Here is a 17,031-nt window from a genome sequence, read left to right on the forward strand (position 1 = left end):
CGCGGCCGTCCCCGTTCACAGACACCTGCCGGATCGCTAGCTTGCCCCCACTCATCGGCATCCTCCCCCCGGAAGGACTCCAGTGCACGCAACCCGTCGCAGATCCCTTGCCGTCGTGGCCGCCACCGCCTTGGCCGCGCCCCTTCTCCTCGGTGCCTCCCCCGACCGCGGCCACCCGTCGCACGACCCCGCCAAGGAGGCCGCGAAGCTCGCGCGGCACCTGGTCAGGGAAGCGTCCGCGAAGGACGCCTACCGGCACCTGGAGCGGTTCCAGGCCATAGCCGACGCCTCGGACGGCCATCGGGCGGCCGGATCGGCCGGCCACGACGCCTCCGCCGCCTACGTCCACCGGCTGCTGCGGAAGGCCGGCTACCGGGTCGGCTACCAGTCGTTCGAGTTCGTCTACACCGAAACGCTCGCCGAGAAGCTGGCCGTGGTCTCCCCCACCCCGCGTGAGGTCTCGATCCGGGCGATGACCTACACCCCCTCCACCGCGGAGGGCGGCATCACGGCCGCCCTGACCGCCGTCCCCACCGACGACACGACGGGCTGCGAGGCCGCCGACTACGCCTCGGAGACCTACACCGGCCGGATCGCGCTGATCAAGCGGGGCGGCTGCTCCTTCGCGGAGAAGCAGGCCGCCGCCGCGACCGCCGGCGCGGCGGGCGCGGTGATCTACAACAACACCGAAGGGGCGCTCTCGGGCACCCTCGGGGATGCCGCCTCCGGCAGGATCCCCACCGGCGGGCTCACCCGGGCGGAGGGCGAGAAGCTGGTCGCGGACCTGGCCGGGGGCGAGGTGAAGGTCTCCTTCGAGATCCGCGAGCTCCAGGAGGAACGCACGACCCGCAACGTCGTCGCCGAGACGCCCGGCGGAAACCCCGCGAAGACCGTCATGCTCGGCGCGCACCTCGACTCGGTCACCGACGGCCCCGGCATCAACGACAACGCCTCCGGATCCGCCGGACTCCTCGAAGTCGCCCTGGAACTCGCCGAATCCCACCGGCCGATCGCCAACAAGGTGCGATTCGCCTGGTGGTCGGCGGAGGAGAACGGGCTGCTGGGCTCGGAGGCCTACGTCGCGAAGCTCTCCGAGGCGCAGCGCGAGAAGATCGCGCTCTACCTCAACTTCGACATGATCGCCTCGCCGAACGGCGCGCAGTTCGTCTTCGACGGCGACGACTCCGACGGGGTGGGCGAGGGCCCCGGCCCCGAGGGATCCGCCCAACTGGAGCGGGACATCAACTCGTTCCTCGACAGCAGGGACCAGCCGCACACCGGCACGGACTTCACCGGCCGCTCCGACTACGGGCCGTTCATCGAGGTCGGCATCCCCTCGGGCGGCACGGACACGGGCGCCGAGGGGATCAAGACGGCCGAGCAGGCCAGGACGTACGGCGGGGAGGCGGGCGTCGCGTACGACCCGTGCTACCACGCGGCCTGCGACGACCTGGACAACCTCGGCATGAAGCTCTTCGAAACCAACATCGACGTGATCGCCCACGCCGTGGGCACCTACGCCCAGGACCTGGGTTCGCTGACCCGCCCCGTCCCCGCCGCCTCGTCCACGGACGAGCAGCGCGGCTCCGCCGGACTGCGCGAGGGGCACGCGCACGGCCTCACCGCCTGACGCACCGGCGCTCCGCGGTAGACGCCACGCACCGATGAGTGCCGCTCACGGAGCGGCACTCATCGGTGCGCCACCCGGAGGTCACCGTGAGTCCACCGGTGCACCCTCGGGTACATGCGCCCCGGACGCCACCGCAGGCACGGCAGTTCGTCCGGTTCCGGGATGATTCGGCCGCCACCCCGGTCCCGTTCCCCGGCTGCGCCGGGATGCCCTTCCCCGGTAGGCTTTCCGTGTGATCTTCAAGCGCATCGGAAATGGCCGGCCTTATCCGGACCACGGCCGGGAAAGCACCCGACAGTGGGCGGATGTCGCGCCGCGTCCGGTCCGCCTGGACCAGCTGGTGACCACGAAGGGCCAGCTGGACCTCGAGACCCTGCTCGCCGAGGACTCCACCTTCTACGGCGACCTCTTCGCCCACGTCGTGAAGTGGCAGGGCGACCTCTACCTCGAGGACGGGCTGCACCGCGCCGTGCGCGCCGCCCTGCAGCAGCGCCAGGTGCTGCACGCACGCGTGCTCGAACTGGGCTGACCACCCGAACCGGGGCGAATCCGCCACTCCCACCCGTGGAGCATTTCGGGCCTTTCGGGTGCTTTTGTGCACGGACGGGCGTCATAGGTTGATCGTTTAGTAGGCATCATCACCAGGTCGCACTACGCTTCGCCCATGAGCATGCTGACCCCTCCCGGCATGGGCGGAAAGTACCGCATCACGGGCAACACCTACCCCCGCATGCGTCGCCCCCGCCACCGCCGCAAGCTGATCCTCTCGGCGTCCGCCGCCGTGGTCGCCCTCGGGCTGGCCGGTTGGGGCACGCTCCAGCTCATCGACGTCTTCACCGGCGGTGACAAGCAGGCGAACGCGGCGGCGCACCCGAAGAACTGCCCCGCCCCGAAGGCCTCGGCGCCGGCGAAGGTGCTCCCGAAGCCCGCCGCCATCAAGGTCAACATCTACAACGCGACGCCCCGCAGCGGGCTGGCCAAGGCCGCCGCCGCCGAGCTCGAGAAGCGCGGCTTCACCATCGGCAAGGTGGACAACGCCCCGGCCGCCTACGACAAGAAGGTGCCCGGCACGGGCATGCTGCTGGGCGGCACGACCGCGATGAACGGTTCCTTCCCCGTGCTCGCCACCCAGCTCCCCGGCGCCGCGCAGAAGACCGACACCCGCCGTACGAACGACGTGGACCTGATCATCGGCACGAAGTTCAAGGCGTTCTCCACGCCGACGGCCGCCGCCTCGGCGCTGACCGCGCTGACCAGGCCCGCACCGGCGCCTTCCGGCTGCTGACCCCGCCGGGCGGACGCCCGGACACCGGCCGCAGCGGCCCGTCCGCCCGGCGCTCCCGGGCGGACGGGCCTGCGTGGATCAGTCGACGGTGCCGTACATCCGGTCACCGGCGTCCCCGAGGCCCGGCACGATGTAGCCGTTCTCGTTGAGCCGCTCGTCGACCGAGGCCGTGACCACGGTCACGGGCGTACCGGCCAGCTCGCGCTCCATCACCTCGACGCCCTCGGGCGCCGCCAGCAGCACGACCGCGGTGACGTCGTCCGCACCGCGCTTGATGAGCTCCTTGATCGCGGCGACGAGCGTGCCGCCGGTCGCCAGCATCGGGTCCAGGACGTAGACCTGACGGCCGGAGAGGTCCTCGGGCATCCGGGTCGCGTACGTCTCCGCCTGGAGCGTCTCCTCGTTGCGGATCATGCCCAGGAAACCGACCTCGGCCGTGGGCAGCAGCCGGACCATGCCGTCCAGCATGCCGAGCCCGGCGCGCAGGATCGGGACCACGAGGGGACGCGGGTGCGACAGCTTCACCCCGGTCGTGGGGGTCACCGGGGTCTCGATGTCGACCTGCTCGGTGCGCACGTCGCGGGTGGCCTCGTACGCGAGGAGGGTGACCAGCTCGTCGGCGAGCCGCCGGAAGGTCGGGGAGTCGGTGCGCTTGTCGCGCAGCGTGGTCAGCTTGTGCGCCACCAACGGGTGGTCGACGACGTGAATCCGCATGCCGTCAACAGTAGCCGTGCCCCGGAGCGGCTTCCGCTCGGTCCGCACTGGCATCAAGCACCTGTTCGGGGGGAAGGTGGGGACATACGGACCCGGGCTTGGGGTGGTGTGTCGATTGCGCGACGGGGAGCAGAGGGATCGGCGGCGGACCGTGCGCGACGCGCGCGACCTGCCCGACGCCCAGGACGATGTGCCGGACGCGCAGGAGAGTGACGCGGCACGGCGGAGGCGCAGGGCCCAGTTCCTCCGTGAGCTCCACGAGGCGAAGCAGTTGCGCGACCGTGTCCAGCCCCGCCGGGCCCGTGCGGCCCGTATGCGCCAACAGATGCGGATGCGCACATTCCGCTGGTGAGGCCCGCCGGCGCGACCCGTCCGGCCCCGCCCGGGGAACCCCGGCGAACACCGTCAGCCGGAACAACTTCCGAGAACTGATGGCCGACGCAACGGTCGAAGAGGTCTCGCATCGCGCTCGTATCTGCCACGATGCCGATTGGGCGGGGCCCAGAGCAGCCGGATCACCGGCTGCCCTCCCGTCGGACCGATTCACCTATGAACAGTGGGAGAGTCACGGTGTACTTCGCCGCACTGCTCGCTCGCACCGAAGACGGGTGGGAAGCGAGCGACACGGAGCTCGACGATGTGGAAACCCTGTCCGACCTGACGGATCTGGCCCGCGAGGCCTCGGTGGACGAGGACACTGTCGTCGTCTACATCGAACAGGAGGACGCCTGGTTCGGCGTCGTCCGGGTGGACGGTGAGGAGGACCCCCGTATCTACGTCTCGGACGCGTCCGCCGCCGCCCGCTCCTCGTACGGGGAGATCCTGCTCACCGACGAACTCCTCGGCCGTGAACCGGGCGCCGAGGACGAGATCGCCGCCCTCGAGGAGCTCGTGGACCTCGACGGCACGGAGGACGGCGAGACCGGCGCCGACCGCGAGGAGGCCGACGGTCCCACCGGTGCCGCCGGGGCCGACCTGGACGACGACCCCGACGCGGTACCGGCGGGGCCGCTCGGCGATCTCGGGCTCCTGGCCGATCTCGGTCTGTCCGAGAAGGACCTGCTGACCCTGCGCACCGACGCCCTGATGGAGATCGCGGAAGCACTGGGAGCGAGCGACGTCCTGGAGGCCGTCCGCTAGGGTCCGCGGGTGACCGCACCACCGCCCACCCCCTCCTCACCGCCTCCCGCCGATCCCGTACGGGACCCGTGGCAGGCACCCATGCGCCAGGCCCTGGACGAGGCGGCGCAGGCGGCGTCGTCCGGCGATGTGCCGGTCGGCGCCGTCGTCCTGGGGCCCGACGGGTCCCCGCTGTCCACCGGCCGCAACGAGCGCGAGGCCACCGGCGACCCCACGGCGCACGCCGAGGTGCTCGCGCTGCGGAGGGCAGCCGCCGCGCTCGGCTCCTGGCGGCTGACCGGCTGCACCCTCGTGGTCACCCTGGAGCCCTGCACCATGTGCGCGGGCGCCCTCGTCCAGTCGCGTGTCGACCGGGTGGTCTACGGCGCCCGGGACGAGAAGGCCGGCGCGGCGGGCTCGCTCTGGGACGTCGTACGCGACCGCAGGCTCAACCACCGGCCCGAGGTGATCCACGGCGTCCTGGAGGACGCCTGCGCCCGGCAGCTGACGGCGTTCTTCCGGGAGCGCTGAGGGCCCCGGGCGGCCGTTCCGGCCGGTGTCCGCGCAATGGATTTCGGACCAGGGCCCGGCATGGTCTAAGCTCTCTCTCGGTAGCGTGTCCGAGCGGCCGAAGGAGCTCGCCTCGAAAGCGAGTGTGGCGTAACCCGTCACCGTGGGTTCAAATCCCACCGCTACCGCTGGTCAGTGAAGGGACCGGCCCCGATGGGGGCCGGTCCCTTCACTGCGTTCCGTCCCGGTCGGCCTGACCGGACCCGTCAGCCGACGCGCCGGGTCCTGACGCCGTCCGCCTCGAAGTCGTAGACGTCCTGGTTGATGCGGAGTCCGTCGACGGCGCCGATCCACATGTGGTCACGGCCCTTGCCGACCGCTGCCGTGAGGATGGTCGCGCCCGTTCCGCCGTCGTCCAGGGCGTCCTTGATCTCGGCGAAGGTGCACTCGGCGGCCGGCCCGCAGGCGGGGACCTCGTTGCCGGTGAGGAACCAGTGGCCGGTGGCCGTGGCGTCGATGAAGCCGCTCCAGCGGTTGGTCACCGGGGAGGCGTCCGGCACCCACACCATCGTGGAGTAGTTGTCCCCGGGGAGCGCGCTCAGGTTCGGGTCGATCTCGAACTTGATGTTCGGCATGTTCTCGGCGCCGCCGTAGGTCACGTTCTCCCCGGTCTGGAAGACGTGGAACCCGACCCTGCGCAGCCCTCGCACCGGGTCGCCGTAGAAGTCGACCTCGTTGCCGAAGTCGACCTTCTCGCTCGGCGGGCTCAGCGTGGTGGAGTCGTCCGCCACCGCGATCCCCAGGCTTCCCCGTCCGTACGGGGGCCTGGCGGCCGTGCCCGTCACGCCGAAGGAGCCGTACGGGCCGTTCCGCAGGTCCGCGACGGGGGATCCGATCGTGTTGCGGGCGATCACGCCCCAGTGGTCCGCGTGGCGCGCGTGGTCGCCACCGCCTCCGTCCCCGGCGGCGGACGCCGGTGCGGAGAGTGTCGAAGCGACGACCGCGGCCAGGGCCGCGGCGACGAGGGCTGTCCCTCGGGTCACACCGAAGCGAGTGCTCACACCCACTCCTTCCAAGTTGTCGAAGCGCGCCCGGTCACTCCGGATGCCCGATGGCACGGGCACACCACCGCATATGACTCCCGGTGATGACGCAATCACCATATGCAGCCACTTCCGCACCCGCCGCAACGGAAGACCCACGCCCTCCCCGCCCCCGCCGAGCCCTCCCCGGGCGGGCCGGCGGCGGCCCGCGGCCGGGCGGAGCCCCGGACCGGCCGGCCCCGGGCACACGTCACACGTTCCGGGTGCGCCGGGGGCCGAGGGAGTGAGCCGGGGAGCGTTCCGCTCGCGCGGGCCGGGGATCCGCCCGTACGAAAGGGACTAATTTTGCAGACCATGCATCTTTGCTTAGCATGCACGATGTGAAGAAGACGACGCCCTCCACGCCCGGACTGCGGGAGCGCAAGAAGCGGGCCACGCGCCGGGGCATCGCGGAGGCCGCGGTACGGCTCGCGGCCGAGCACGGCGTCGAGAACGTCACCGTCGAGGCGATCAGCGAGGCCGCCGGCGTCTCCCCCCGGACCTTCTTCAACTACTTCCCGAGCCATGACGACGCCTTCGTCCTGGTCGACGAGGAGGTGGGCGAGCGCGTCAGGGAGTCCGTACGCGGCGCCGCCGCCGACCGGGCGCCGCTCGATGTCGTACGGGACGCGCTCGTCGGCGAACTGGACGGGTTCGAGAGCCGGCAGGAGCTGTGGGCCCTCCAGTCCAAGGTGCTCCAGCGCTCCCCCCACCTCATCCACCGCGGCCTGAAGGCGCAGATCGCGGACGAGCAGGCCCTGGCCGTCGCGATCACCGACTGGCTGCGGGCCACCCGGCCGGACACCGGCGGGGCGCCCGACCCGGGCCTCTTCCCGCGCCTCCTCGCCGCCGTCGCCCATACCGCCGCGCGAGTCGCGGTGGAGAGCTGGTGCGAGCACCCGGGCGAGACCTCGCTCGCCGAAGCCTTCCAGGAGGTCTTCGCGCGGCTCGCACAGGGCCTCCCCCGGCCCACCGAGTAGCCCCGGCCCACGGCCGGGCACTCCGCCCACCCCACAGACCCGTTCTGCTCCTGTACCGAAGAAGGACACCGTGACCGCAGCCGTGGCGCCCGAACAGGCGCCCACCACCATGACCAACCGTCAGATACTCCAGGCGATGTCCGGCCTGATGGCGGGCATGTTCGTCGCCATCCTCGCGGGCACGGTCGTCGCCAACGCCCTGCCCCGGATCATCGCCGACCTCGGGGCGAGCCAGTCCTCCTACACCTGGGTCGTCACCGCCGAACTGCTCGCCATGACGGCCACCGTGCCGCTGTGGGGCAAGCTCGCGGACCTGTTCAACCAGAAGCTGCTCCTCCAGCTGTCGCTCGGCCTGTTCGTGGTCGGCTCGCTGGTCGCCGGCTTCTCCCAGGACGTCGTCACTCTGATCATCAGCCGGGTCATCCAGGGCGTCGGCGCCGGTGGCCTGACGGCACTGGCGCAGATCGTCATGGCCGCGATCATCCCGCCGCGCCGGCTCGGCAAGTACGCGGGCATCTTCGGTGCGGTGTTCGCCGTCGGTACGGTCGCCGGTCCGCTGATCGGCGGTGTCCTGGTGGACACCTCCTGGCTCGGCTGGCGCTGGTGCTTCTTCGTCGGCGTGCCGTTCGCGCTGGCCGGGATCGTGCTGCTGCAGCGCACCCTGAAGCTGCCGACCAACCGGCGTGAGGTCAGGATCGACTGGACCGGGGCCTTCCTGATCGTCACCGGTGTCTGCGCGCTGCTGATCTGGACGTCGCTCGCGGGCAACAGCTTCGACTGGGCGTCCTGGCAGACCGCCGCGCTGGTGACCACCGGCCTGGTGCTCCTGGCGGCCGCGGTCTTCGTCGAGTCCAGGGCCGCCGAGCCGATCATCCCGCTGGACATCTTCCGCAACCGCACGGTGTCGCTCACGACACTGGCCAGCTTCTTCGTGGGTATCGCGATGTTCGCCGGGACGGTGTTCCTCTCGCAGTACTTCCAGATCTCGCTGGGCAAGTCGCCGACGATCGCCGGGCTGATGAGCCTCCCGATGATCGGCGGGCTGCTGGTGTCCTCGACGGTCGCCGGACAGATCATCTCCGCCACCGGCAAGTGGAAGGTCTACCTCATCGCCGGCGGTGTCATCATGACCGCCGGCCTGGGCCTGCTCTCGACCATCGACGCCGACACGCACTTCGGGCTGCTCAGCGTCTACATGGCCTTCATGGGCATCGGCGTCGGCATGCTGATGCAGAACCTCGTGCTCGCCGCGCAGAACGACGTCCCGGCCCACGAACTCGGCGCCGCGACCTCCGTGCTCTCCTTCTTCCGCAGCCTGGGCGGCACCATCGGCACCAGCGTGCTGGGCGCGGTCCTCGCCAACCGGGTGGCCGACGAGATGGCCAAGGGCCTCGCGGCCAACGGCATCCCGGTGACCGGAGGCGGACACAGCAGCGCCGTACCGGACATGACGAAGCTCCCCGAGCCGTTGAAGGACATCGTCGAGCACGCGTACGGCATCGCGACCGGGGACCTCTTCCTCGTCGCCACCCCGTTCGCCTTCCTCGGACTGCTGGCGGTGCTGTTCGTCAAGGAGAAGCCCCTCAAGACCACGAGCGGCATGGAGCGCCTGGCCGCCGAGGAGGCCCCGGCCGCCGCCGCGGCCACCGTCCCGGCACCCCGGAACGGCGAGGACTCCGGCGTCCAGGACGCCGCTCCCGGCGCGGTCGGCCTGCGGAAGGACTGATCCCCGCGGCCGTATCCGGCCCCACGACGAGGAGCCCGGCGCTGTGCGCCGGGCTCCTCGTGCGTCAGGTCGGGGGAGACGGCATCGGGGGGACAAGCCGCCTCCCCCGGTGAGAACGGGGACCAGGCCCTCTCCGCGGTCAGGGGGAGTCACGCGGTGGGGGCTTCATGGAGGTCCCGTTCCAGGGTCCGCGCAAACCTGCCTGAGTGGCGGACCCGCCTTCCATGCTCCTCCATGCCGTAAGCCTCGCCCGCCGACAAAGGGCCCGAATCGACGGGTCCTTAGACCCTAAAAGCCCTGTGAGTGATCGGAAACGGCCAGCGGATACGACCACATGTACGGCTAGAATCACGCGACTGCACAGGTGATCGAAGGGGAGAGGCGGGCGGCCGTGGCACAGGCGGGCAAGATCGCGCTCTACATGCTCGTGGTCTTCGTGCTGTACACGATCATCACCTCACCCGAGCGGGCGGCCGACCTGGTCCTAGTAGGGTTCGAGGGAATCTCGAGCGCTGCTCACGGCGTCGGAGAATTCATGTCCGAGCTCGTGAACTAGGAGAGACCCATGATCCGCCACCTTGTCCTGTTCAAGCTGAACGACGGCGTCGAGCGGGACGATCCGCGGGTCGTGGCGGGCGCGGAGGCCTTCCGCGCGCTGGAGGGAAAGGTCCCGGAACTGGAGTTCTGGGAGTGCGCCTGGAACATCACCGACCGGCCGATCGCCTACGACTTCGCCATCAACTCCGCGGTCGCCGACGAGGAAGCGCTGAAGCGGTACATCGAGCACCCGGACCACCAGGCCGCGGCCGGCCAGTGGCGCGAGTTCGCCACTTGGGTGATCGCCGACTACCCCTTCTGAGCCCTTCGGACCCCCGGTCCCGCAAGCCCCTCCCCACAGGAGAGGGGCTTTTCGGCATGTTTAAACCAGAACGCACTCAACACGACTCAATGCGGTGCTTGCGCATAGTGGACATGTCTTGTGATGCTATGACCGCTTTTGACGGATGAGTTGACCGTAGTTGACCGCAAAGGGGTGGCGACACCGTGCCGGCCAGTACAGCGCCTCAAGTCCCGCCCCAGAACGTCCAGACGGACGACATCCAGACCGAGACCCCCGACCCCACCACGCCGGCCAGGACCCGCGGCGCGGACACCAGGGCCCTGACCCAGGTGCTGTTCGGCCGGCTCAAGGACCTCGAACCCGGCACCGCCGAGCACCACCGGGTGCGCACCGCCCTGATCGAGGCGAACCTGCCGCTGGTCCGGTACGCGGCGGCACGTTTCCGCAGCCGCAACGAGCCGATGGAGGACGTCGTCCAGGTCGGCACGATCGGCCTGATCAACGCCATCGACCGCTTCGACCCGGAACGCGGCGTCCAGTTCCCCACGTTCGCCATGCCCACCGTGGTCGGCGAGATCAAGCGCTACTTCCGGGACAACGTGCGCACCGTGCACGTCCCCCGGCGGCTGCACGAGCTCTGGGTCCAGGTCACGGGAGCCACCGAGGACCTGACGACCGCCCACGGGCGCTCGCCGACCACCGCCGAGATCGCCGAGCGGCTGAAGATCTCCGAGGACGAGGTCCTCGCCTGCATCGAGGCGGGCCGCTCGTACCACGCCACCTCACTGGAGGCCGCGCAGGAAGGGGACGGCCTGCCCGGACTCCTGGACCGGCTGGGGTACGAGGACCCGGCGCTGGCCGGGGTCGAACACCGGGACCTGGTACGGCATCTGCTCGTCCAGCTGCCCGAGCGCGAGCAGCGGATCCTGCTGCTGCGCTACTACAACAACCTGACGCAGTCGCAGATCAGCGCCGAACTCGGCGTCTCCCAGATGCATGTGTCAAGGCTTCTCGCCAGAAGTTTCGCTCGGCTGAGGTCCGCAAACAGGATCGAAGCGTAATCAGAACGGGTAGACCCCGAGAGGAGTGGATCCGGGGGGTGTAAAAGCCTCACACCCCCTGTTTCCTGCACGGTTTCGGCGCTGACTTGTCGACAAGTCACTACAGCGTGTTGCCGACATGTGACATTCTGCTGGAACCGCGTTTGCCGCAGCCCTACCTCCGGTATTCAGGTGGAGGCTGCGTTCCTCCGATGGTCGTGGCCACCGCGACCGTCCGCGACCTCAAGGGGGTGGCATGTCCGCAGAACAGGGCAGCTCGAAGGTGCTCACGCTCACGAAGAGCGTGCCGGCACCTGCCGTGCTCACCAGCTCGCCGGAAGCCATCGACACCCGCACCCTGTCCCGCTCCCTGTTCCTGCGGCTCGCCGCGCTGGGTCCCGCCTCGGGCCCCGACGGAACGGACAGCCCGGAGCGGGCCTATGTGCGGGACACACTCATCGAGCTCAACCTCCCGCTGGTGCGGTACGCGGCGGCGCGGTTCCGGAGCCGTAACGAACCGATGGAGGACATCGTCCAGGTCGGCACGATCGGCCTGATCAAGGCGATCGACCGCTTCGACTGCGAACGGGGCGTGGAGTTCCCGACGTTCGCGATGCCGACCGTCGTCGGGGAGATCAAGCGCTTCTTCCGCGACACCTCCTGGTCGGTCCGGGTGCCGCGGCGCCTCCAGGAGCTGCGGCTCGCCCTCACCAAGACCAGCGACGAGCTCGCCCAGAAGCTCGACCGGTCGCCGACGGTGCCGGAGCTGGCCAAGGCCCTCGGGGTGTCCGAGGAGGACGTGGTCGACGGCCTCGCGGTGGGCAACGCCTACACGGCGTCCTCGCTGGACTCGCCGGCACCCGAGGACGACGGCGGCGAGGGCTCGCTGGCGGACCGCCTGGGGTACGAGGACGCGGCACTGGAGGGCGTCGAGTACCGCGAGTCGCTGAAGCCCCTGCTCGCCAAGCTCGCCCCGAGGGAGCGGCAGATCATCATGCTGCGCTTCTTCGCCAACATGACCCAGTCGCAGATCGGCGAGGAGGTCGGCATCTCGCAGATGCACGTCTCCCGGCTGCTGACCCGGACCCTCACCCAGCTCAGGGAGGGGCTCATCGCCGACTGACCCCTCGGGGCCGGTACGGCACACACGGCTCACCGGCCGCCGGGGCGCACCATCGCCGCCCCGGCGGCCTCGCCGTGTCCGTACGGAGGGACGATCGCGCACGGGCGGGAGACGCGAACGCTCCCGCGCCGACGGGGCGGTGCGGGAGCGATGCGCAGGCCCGTACGCGCACAGGCGCGGACCCGGGTGGCCCGCAGGCCCTCAGGGAGGGCGTGCGGGCCCGGGGTGAAGTGGTGGTCGGGCAGGTCAGCCGAGCGCGAGCCAGGCGACCGCACCGAGGACGACGACGACCGCGACGACCGCCACGATCACCCCGGTCCTGGAGCCCGAGGAGGCCGCGGCCACCTGGGGGCCGCGCTGCGGCTCGCCCTCGTCGACGAAGGCGCGGAACATCTGCGTGCTGCCCGCCGGGTCGTGGGAGCCCTCGGGGCCCGGCTGCGGGGCGTGGGGGTTGTGTGCCATGGCCCAGGACCCTAGCGAACGCAGGGCTTCCGCCCAACCCCCGGGTCCTCGCGGGCCGATGCCCCCGCGCCTCGCACACAGCCCTTTCACCGCTCCGCCCGAGCGCTCCCCACCACCTCCATCCGCCCACGTGAGGGCCGGACCTGTGGCGAGGAACACACCGGGTGCGGCGGCACCCGGCGTGGGCTGCGGGCTTGACCGGCCGCCTACACAGGCTTTGGTCTTCCTTTACTTCTGCAAGGGCACTTTCATTTGCCTGCGGCAACCAAATGCTTTTATCGTTGCCCTAAGCAACAAGATGACCTCGTAAGACGTCCGGAGGGGCCAGTGGCAGCACGGAGCCAGTACGAAGAACTGGCCCGGCAGCTCAGCGCCGTCGGAGCGGTCAAACGGGGCCTCACCCGCATCCTGCCCTCCGAGTGCCCCGGCGGTACGGCCTCCGCGCTGGCCCTGCTGGGCAAGTACGGCGAGATGCGGATCAGCCGCCTTGCCGAACTCCTGTCCGTGAACATGTCGGTGACGAGCCGCCATGTGACCCACGCGGTGGAGAACGGCTGGATCGAACGGTCTGCGGACCCGGAGGACAAGCGGTCCCGCATCCTGCGGCTGACCCCCGACGGCATCGAGCTGCTCGACGAACTGAACCGGCGGACCACCGACATGTTCGCCCACAACCTCATCGACTGGTCCGACGAAGAGGTCGGTCAGCTCAACACGTTGTTGTCCCGGCTGCGCGACAGCTTCATCTGTCACGGCCCCGGGGGGTGCACCCCCGGACGGCACGGCGGAGACGAGCGCGCCGGGCACTCCGATGATTCGCACACCCGTACACCCGCGTAACAGAAGCAAAGAGAAGGAATTCAATGGCTACGACCACACCATCCGGTGTGCGGGGCGGCCACGCCAAGCACGGGGCCGCCGAGGCCCCCGCAGGCACGCCGATGACACACCGGCAGATCATGGAAGCGCTGACCGGGCTGCTGCTCGGCATGTTCGTCGCGATCCTGTCGTCGACGGTCGTCTCCAACGCCCTGCCCGAGATCATCTCCGACCTCGGCGGCGGCCAGAGCGCCTACACCTGGGTCGTGACGGCCTCACTGCTGGCCATGACCGCCACCACCCCGCTGTGGGGCAAGCTGGCGGACCTCTTCAGCAAGAAGCTGCTGGTCCAGATCGCACTGATCATCTACGTCGGTGGATCCATAGTCGCGGGTCTCTCGACCAGCAGCGGCATGCTCATCACCTGCCGTGTGGTCCAGGGCATCGGCGTCGGCGGTCTCTCCGCCCTCGCGCAGATCGTGATGGCCGCGATGATCTCCCCGCGTGAGCGCGGTCGCTACAGCGGCTACCTCGGCGCGGTCTTCGCCGTCGCCACCGTCGGCGGGCCGCTGCTCGGCGGCGTCATCACCGACACCAGCTGGATGGGCTGGCGCTGGTGCTTCTACGTGGGTGTGCCGTTCGCGGTGATCGCCCTGATCGTGCTCCAGAAGACCCTGAAGCTCCCCGTCGTCAAGCGCGACGTCAAGGTCGACTGGGCGGGCGCCTTCTTCATCAGCGCCGGCGTCTCGCTGCTGCTCCTCTGGGTGACCTTCGCGGGCGACAAGTACGACTGGATCTCCTGGCAGACCTGGACGATGCTCGGCGGAACCGTCGTGCTCATCGCCCTGTTCCTGCTGGTCGAGTCCAAGGCCAAAGAGCCGATCATCCCGCTGCGCCTCTTCCGCAACCGCACGATCACGCTGGCCTCGATGGCCTCGCTCTTCGTCGGTATCGCGATGTTCGCGGGCACCGTCTTCTTCAGCCAGTACTTCCAGCTGGCCCGCGACAAGTCGCCGACGATGTCCGGCGTCATGACCATCCCGATGATCGCCGGTCTCTTCCTGTCCTCGACCGTGTCGGGCCAGATCATCACCAAGACGGGCCGCTGGAAGGTCTGGCTCGTCACCGGCGGCTTCCTGCTGACCGCGGGCCTCGGCCTGCTGGGCACCATCCGGTACGACACCGAGTACTGGCACATCGCGGTCTTCATGTTCCTCATGGGTCTCGGTGTCGGCATGATGATGCAGAACCTGGTGCTCGCCACGCAGAACCAGGTGGCCCCGGCCGACCTGGGTGCGGCCAGCTCGGTGGTCACCTTCTTCCGTTCCCTCGGCGGTGCGGTCGGCGTCTCGGCGCTCGGCGCCGTCATGGCCAACCGCGTCACCCACTACGTCAAGGACGGCCTCGCCGACCTCGGCCCGCAGGGTGCGGCGCTCGGCCACGGTGGAACCGGCGGCGGGGGCATCCCCGACCTGGACAAGCTCCCCGCGCCGTTCCGCACGATCATGGAGACCGCCTACGGCCACGGTGTCGCCGACGTCTTCCTGTACGCGGCGCCCGCCGCGCTCGTCGCCTTCGTCCTGACCCTCTTCATCAAGGAGGTCGCGCTGAGGACCAGGGCCGGCAACGACAGCGTCCCCGCCGAGGCCGCCGCGACGGAGTCCGCCGAGGCCGCCACGAGCACCGCGCCGATCGCCGAGTCCGCGGCCGGGGTCACCTCGGTCGACACCTCGCAGGGGACGACCGTCACCAAGGAGCCGACCATCCAGGGAACCCCCGTACGCGGTGTGGTCCGGGGTGCCGAGGGCGCACCCGTGGCCCGCGCGGCCGTCACGCTGATCTCGCTCGGCGGCCGGCAGCTGGGGCGGTCCGTCGCCCAGGCCGACGGCGGCTACGTGCTGGACGCGCCGGGCTCCGGCAGCTACGTCCTGATCGCGTCCGCCGACGGCTTCCAGCCGCAGGCGTCCACCGTGGTCGTCGGTGACGAGCCGCTGGCCTTCGACATCCTGCTCGCCGGTACGAGCGGTCTCTCCGGGACCGTCCGGACCGCCGAGGGCAACGCCCCCGTCCAGGGCGCCATGGTCGTCGTCACCGACGTGCGCGGCGACGTGCTCGCCACGGGTGTCTCCGGTGACACGGGCGAGTTCACCTTCGGTGAGCTGATCCCCGGTTCGGTGACCGTCGCCGTCACGGCCGCGGGCTACCGCCCGCTGGCCCTGCCGGTCGAGGTCGGCGGCCAGGGCGTCACCCGGGTCGACGTGGCCCTGCGGTCCGGTGCGCTGGTGCGGGGTGTCGTCCGGGCAGGCTCCGGCCGGGCACCGCTGAACGACGCGCGGGTCACCCTGATCGACGCGGCGGGCAACGTCGTCGCCACGTCGACCACCGGTGAGGACGGCGCGTACGCCTTCACCGACCTGGACGCCGGTGAGTACTCCGTGATCGCGACCGGCTACCCGCCCGTCGCCGGCTCGCTGACCGTGGACGGCGGCGGAGTCGACGGTCACGACATCGAGCTCGCCCACCCGGGCGAGTAACGACACCGAAGGTCCACAAAGACCCCTGGCGGAACAGCACTTCGAGCGGAGAGGCTGTGACGCCGGTGGAAATGGGCCCCGCGGCGGGATCGGCAGGCAGGGGACGGCCTGCCGGTCCCGCCCGGGGCCCGACTCATTGAGTCGCTGCTTCACGAGTGATTTGAGCAAGGAGAGAAAACGGGATGGGACTTCGCGCACTGGTACGTACGCGGGACGGCTGGGCGGTCCAGCACGCGGTCGTCACGATGACCGACATGACGGGCACCCAGGTGCTCCGGGCCTCCGCCGACGAGAACGGGGCCGTCCGCACCGACGAACTCCTGCCCGCCGGCGCCTACACGGTGATCGTCACGGCGGTGGGCTACGCCCCCGCGGCGTCGACCGCGCTCGTCACGGCCAGTGGCCGGGTCGAGACCGGGACCGTCGTGCTGGCCCGCCAGGGCGGCGTGGAACTGCCGCCTCCGGGCACCTGGTCGCTGGACCCGGTGCACTCCTCGGTGGCCGCGGTCGCGCAGCACCTGGGCATCTCCAGCGTGCACGGGCGGTTCACCGACTTCGGCGGCCGGATCGAGATCTCCGAGGACGTCCAGAACTCCCGGGTGGAGGCGTACATCGCCTCCACCAGCATCGACACGGGCAACGCCATGCGGGACAAGCACCTGCGTTCGGCGGACTTCCTGGACGTGGAGACGTACCCGGAGATCACCTACCGCTCGCGTGCGCTGACCCCCGCGGGGCCGGACCGGTGGACGGTGCACGGTGTGCTCACCATGCACGGCGTCGCCCGCGACGTCGATCTCGACCTCAGCTACCTGGGTACGGGCCCCGACCCGTGGGGCGGCGTCCGCGCGGCCTTCCACGCGACGGCCGAGCTGCGCCGCGACGACTTCGCCATGAACTACAACCAGGTGCTCCAGGCCGGCATCTCCGCCATCGGCACGACCCTGCGCGTGGAGCTCGACATCCAGGCGGTGCAGGGCGACTCGCTGCCCGGGTAGCACGCCTGGGGCCTCTCGTTCGGATCATGCCGGGCTCGCGGGGGCCTGGTGCCGCACCTCGCGGCGTTGTCGCCGGTCCCCGACGCTCTGCGTCGACTCCCTCCTCCGCCTTGCGATGCACGGCACCAGGCCCCGCTCCCCGATCCGGCATGATCCGAACGAAAGACC

Annotated in this window: 18 protein-coding genes and 1 tRNA gene; 16 read left to right on the top strand and 3 right to left on the bottom strand. The window is 70.4% G+C overall.

What is annotated here, in order from left to right:
- The first annotated feature begins 82 nt into the window (after positions 1-82).
- From ACFXOA_RS25455 to ACFXOA_RS25465, 3 genes are all read left to right on the top strand, one after another.
- Positions 83-1,630 (top strand): M28 family metallopeptidase, encoded by a 1,548-nt coding sequence (locus tag ACFXOA_RS25455; RefSeq protein ID WP_385032948.1) that lies wholly within the window; start codon positions 83-85, stop codon positions 1,628-1,630.
- Between the two features lie 232 nt (positions 1,631-1,862).
- Entirely contained in the window at positions 1,863-2,159 is a 297-nt protein-coding gene (locus ACFXOA_RS25460; RefSeq protein ID WP_003955420.1) for a type II toxin-antitoxin system VapB family antitoxin, read from the top strand.
- Positions 2,160-2,318: 159 nt separating this feature from the next.
- Positions 2,319-2,915 carry a LytR C-terminal domain-containing protein gene (locus ACFXOA_RS25465; protein WP_385032993.1) on the top strand — a complete coding sequence of 199 codons (597 nt, stop codon included), beginning with the start codon at positions 2,319-2,321 and terminating at the stop codon, positions 2,913-2,915.
- Between the two features lie 78 nt (positions 2,916-2,993).
- Here ACFXOA_RS25465 and upp read toward each other — a convergent pair whose 3' ends face one another.
- Positions 2,994-3,629, bottom strand: coding sequence for a uracil phosphoribosyltransferase (upp, locus tag ACFXOA_RS25470; protein ID WP_385032951.1), 636 nt, complete (start codon positions 3,627-3,629; stop codon positions 2,994-2,996).
- 115 nt (positions 3,630-3,744) lie between these two features.
- Here upp and ACFXOA_RS25475 point away from each other — a divergent pair, with 115 nt between their 5' ends.
- From ACFXOA_RS25475 to ACFXOA_RS25490, 4 genes are all read left to right on the top strand, one after another.
- Positions 3,745-3,981, top strand: coding sequence for a hypothetical protein (locus ACFXOA_RS25475; protein WP_385032954.1), 237 nt, complete (start codon positions 3,745-3,747; stop codon positions 3,979-3,981).
- 218 nt (positions 3,982-4,199) lie between these two features.
- Complete coding sequence (locus ACFXOA_RS25480; RefSeq protein ID WP_385032996.1) at positions 4,200-4,769, top strand: hypothetical protein; 570 nt, start codon at positions 4,200-4,202, stop codon at positions 4,767-4,769.
- 81 nt (positions 4,770-4,850) lie between these two features.
- A complete protein-coding gene (gene tadA, locus ACFXOA_RS25485; protein ID WP_385032999.1) occupies positions 4,851-5,279 on the top strand; it encodes a tRNA adenosine(34) deaminase TadA in 429 nt (142 codons plus the stop codon).
- 79 nt (positions 5,280-5,358) lie between these two features.
- Positions 5,359-5,446 (top strand) — tRNA-Ser (locus tag ACFXOA_RS25490).
- A gap of 78 nt (positions 5,447-5,524) precedes the next feature.
- Here the strand turns inward: ACFXOA_RS25490 and ACFXOA_RS25495 are convergent.
- Entirely contained in the window at positions 5,525-6,319 is a 795-nt protein-coding gene (locus ACFXOA_RS25495; protein ID WP_385032957.1) for a hypothetical protein, read from the bottom strand.
- A gap of 353 nt (positions 6,320-6,672) precedes the next feature.
- Here ACFXOA_RS25495 and ACFXOA_RS25500 point away from each other — a divergent pair, with 353 nt between their 5' ends.
- From ACFXOA_RS25500 to ACFXOA_RS25525, 6 genes are all read left to right on the top strand, one after another.
- Entirely contained in the window at positions 6,673-7,320 is a 648-nt protein-coding gene (locus ACFXOA_RS25500) for a TetR/AcrR family transcriptional regulator (protein WP_385032960.1), read from the top strand.
- Between the two features lie 109 nt (positions 7,321-7,429).
- The gene (locus ACFXOA_RS25505; RefSeq protein ID WP_385033002.1) at positions 7,430-9,046 is read left to right on the top strand and encodes an MDR family MFS transporter; all 1,617 of its coding nucleotides are present in this window, start codon (positions 7,430-7,432) and stop codon (positions 9,044-9,046) included.
- Between the two features lie 364 nt (positions 9,047-9,410).
- Positions 9,411-9,602: a hypothetical protein gene (locus tag ACFXOA_RS25510; RefSeq protein ID WP_385033005.1), complete on the top strand. Its 192-nt coding sequence runs from the start codon at positions 9,411-9,413 to the stop codon at positions 9,600-9,602.
- Positions 9,603-9,611: 9 nt separating this feature from the next.
- Positions 9,612-9,905 carry a Dabb family protein gene (locus ACFXOA_RS25515; protein WP_385032963.1) on the top strand — a complete coding sequence of 98 codons (294 nt, stop codon included), beginning with the start codon at positions 9,612-9,614 and terminating at the stop codon, positions 9,903-9,905.
- Between the two features lie 185 nt (positions 9,906-10,090).
- The gene (locus ACFXOA_RS25520; RefSeq protein ID WP_385032966.1) at positions 10,091-10,948 is read left to right on the top strand and encodes an RNA polymerase sigma factor SigF; all 858 of its coding nucleotides are present in this window, start codon (positions 10,091-10,093) and stop codon (positions 10,946-10,948) included.
- A 235-nt stretch (positions 10,949-11,183) separates the two neighbouring features.
- Complete coding sequence (locus tag ACFXOA_RS25525; RefSeq protein ID WP_362551166.1) at positions 11,184-12,050, top strand: RNA polymerase sigma factor SigF; 867 nt, start codon at positions 11,184-11,186, stop codon at positions 12,048-12,050.
- Between the two features lie 246 nt (positions 12,051-12,296).
- On the opposite strand, the gene ACFXOA_RS25530 is transcribed toward ACFXOA_RS25525, so the two are convergent.
- A complete protein-coding gene (locus ACFXOA_RS25530) occupies positions 12,297-12,512 on the bottom strand; it encodes a hypothetical protein (RefSeq protein WP_385032970.1) in 216 nt (71 codons plus the stop codon).
- 327 nt (positions 12,513-12,839) lie between these two features.
- Between ACFXOA_RS25530 and ACFXOA_RS25535 the strand changes: the two genes are divergently transcribed.
- From ACFXOA_RS25535 to ACFXOA_RS25545, 3 genes are all read left to right on the top strand, one after another.
- The gene (locus ACFXOA_RS25535; RefSeq protein WP_385032973.1) at positions 12,840-13,352 is read left to right on the top strand and encodes a MarR family winged helix-turn-helix transcriptional regulator; all 513 of its coding nucleotides are present in this window, start codon (positions 12,840-12,842) and stop codon (positions 13,350-13,352) included.
- A 23-nt stretch (positions 13,353-13,375) separates the two neighbouring features.
- Positions 13,376-15,865, top strand: coding sequence for an MFS transporter (locus tag ACFXOA_RS25540; protein ID WP_385032975.1), 2,490 nt, complete (start codon positions 13,376-13,378; stop codon positions 15,863-15,865).
- A 182-nt stretch (positions 15,866-16,047) separates the two neighbouring features.
- Positions 16,048-16,863, top strand: a complete 816-nt coding sequence (locus tag ACFXOA_RS25545) for a YceI family protein (RefSeq protein ID WP_385032978.1) — start codon at positions 16,048-16,050, stop codon at positions 16,861-16,863.
- Positions 16,864-17,031: the final 168 nt, after the last annotated feature.

Origin of the sequence: Streptomyces sp. NPDC059166 (assembly GCF_042755185.1) — a bacterium.
Lineage (GTDB): Bacteria > Actinomycetota > Actinomycetes > Streptomycetales > Streptomycetaceae > Streptomyces.

Coding starts and splice junctions, on each gene's coding strand:
- tadA (WP_385032999.1), top strand. CDS start 4,851: ATGCGCCAGGCCCTGGACGAGGCGGCGCAGGCGGCGTCGTCCGGCGAT.
- ACFXOA_RS25545 (WP_385032978.1), top strand. CDS start 16,048: ATGGGACTTCGCGCACTGGTACGTACGCGGGACGGCTGGGCGGTCCAG.
- ACFXOA_RS25500 (WP_385032960.1), top strand. CDS start 6,673: ATGCACGATGTGAAGAAGACGACGCCCTCCACGCCCGGACTGCGGGAG.
- ACFXOA_RS25530 (WP_385032970.1), bottom strand. CDS start 12,512: ATGGCACACAACCCCCACGCCCCGCAGCCGGGCCCCGAGGGCTCCCAC.
- ACFXOA_RS25515 (WP_385032963.1), top strand. CDS start 9,612: ATGATCCGCCACCTTGTCCTGTTCAAGCTGAACGACGGCGTCGAGCGG.
- ACFXOA_RS25525 (WP_362551166.1), top strand. CDS start 11,184: ATGTCCGCAGAACAGGGCAGCTCGAAGGTGCTCACGCTCACGAAGAGC.
- ACFXOA_RS25540 (WP_385032975.1), top strand. CDS start 13,376: ATGGCTACGACCACACCATCCGGTGTGCGGGGCGGCCACGCCAAGCAC.
- ACFXOA_RS25505 (WP_385033002.1), top strand. CDS start 7,430: ATGACCAACCGTCAGATACTCCAGGCGATGTCCGGCCTGATGGCGGGC.
- ACFXOA_RS25465 (WP_385032993.1), top strand. CDS start 2,319: ATGGGCGGAAAGTACCGCATCACGGGCAACACCTACCCCCGCATGCGT.
- upp (WP_385032951.1), bottom strand. CDS start 3,629: ATGCGGATTCACGTCGTCGACCACCCGTTGGTGGCGCACAAGCTGACC.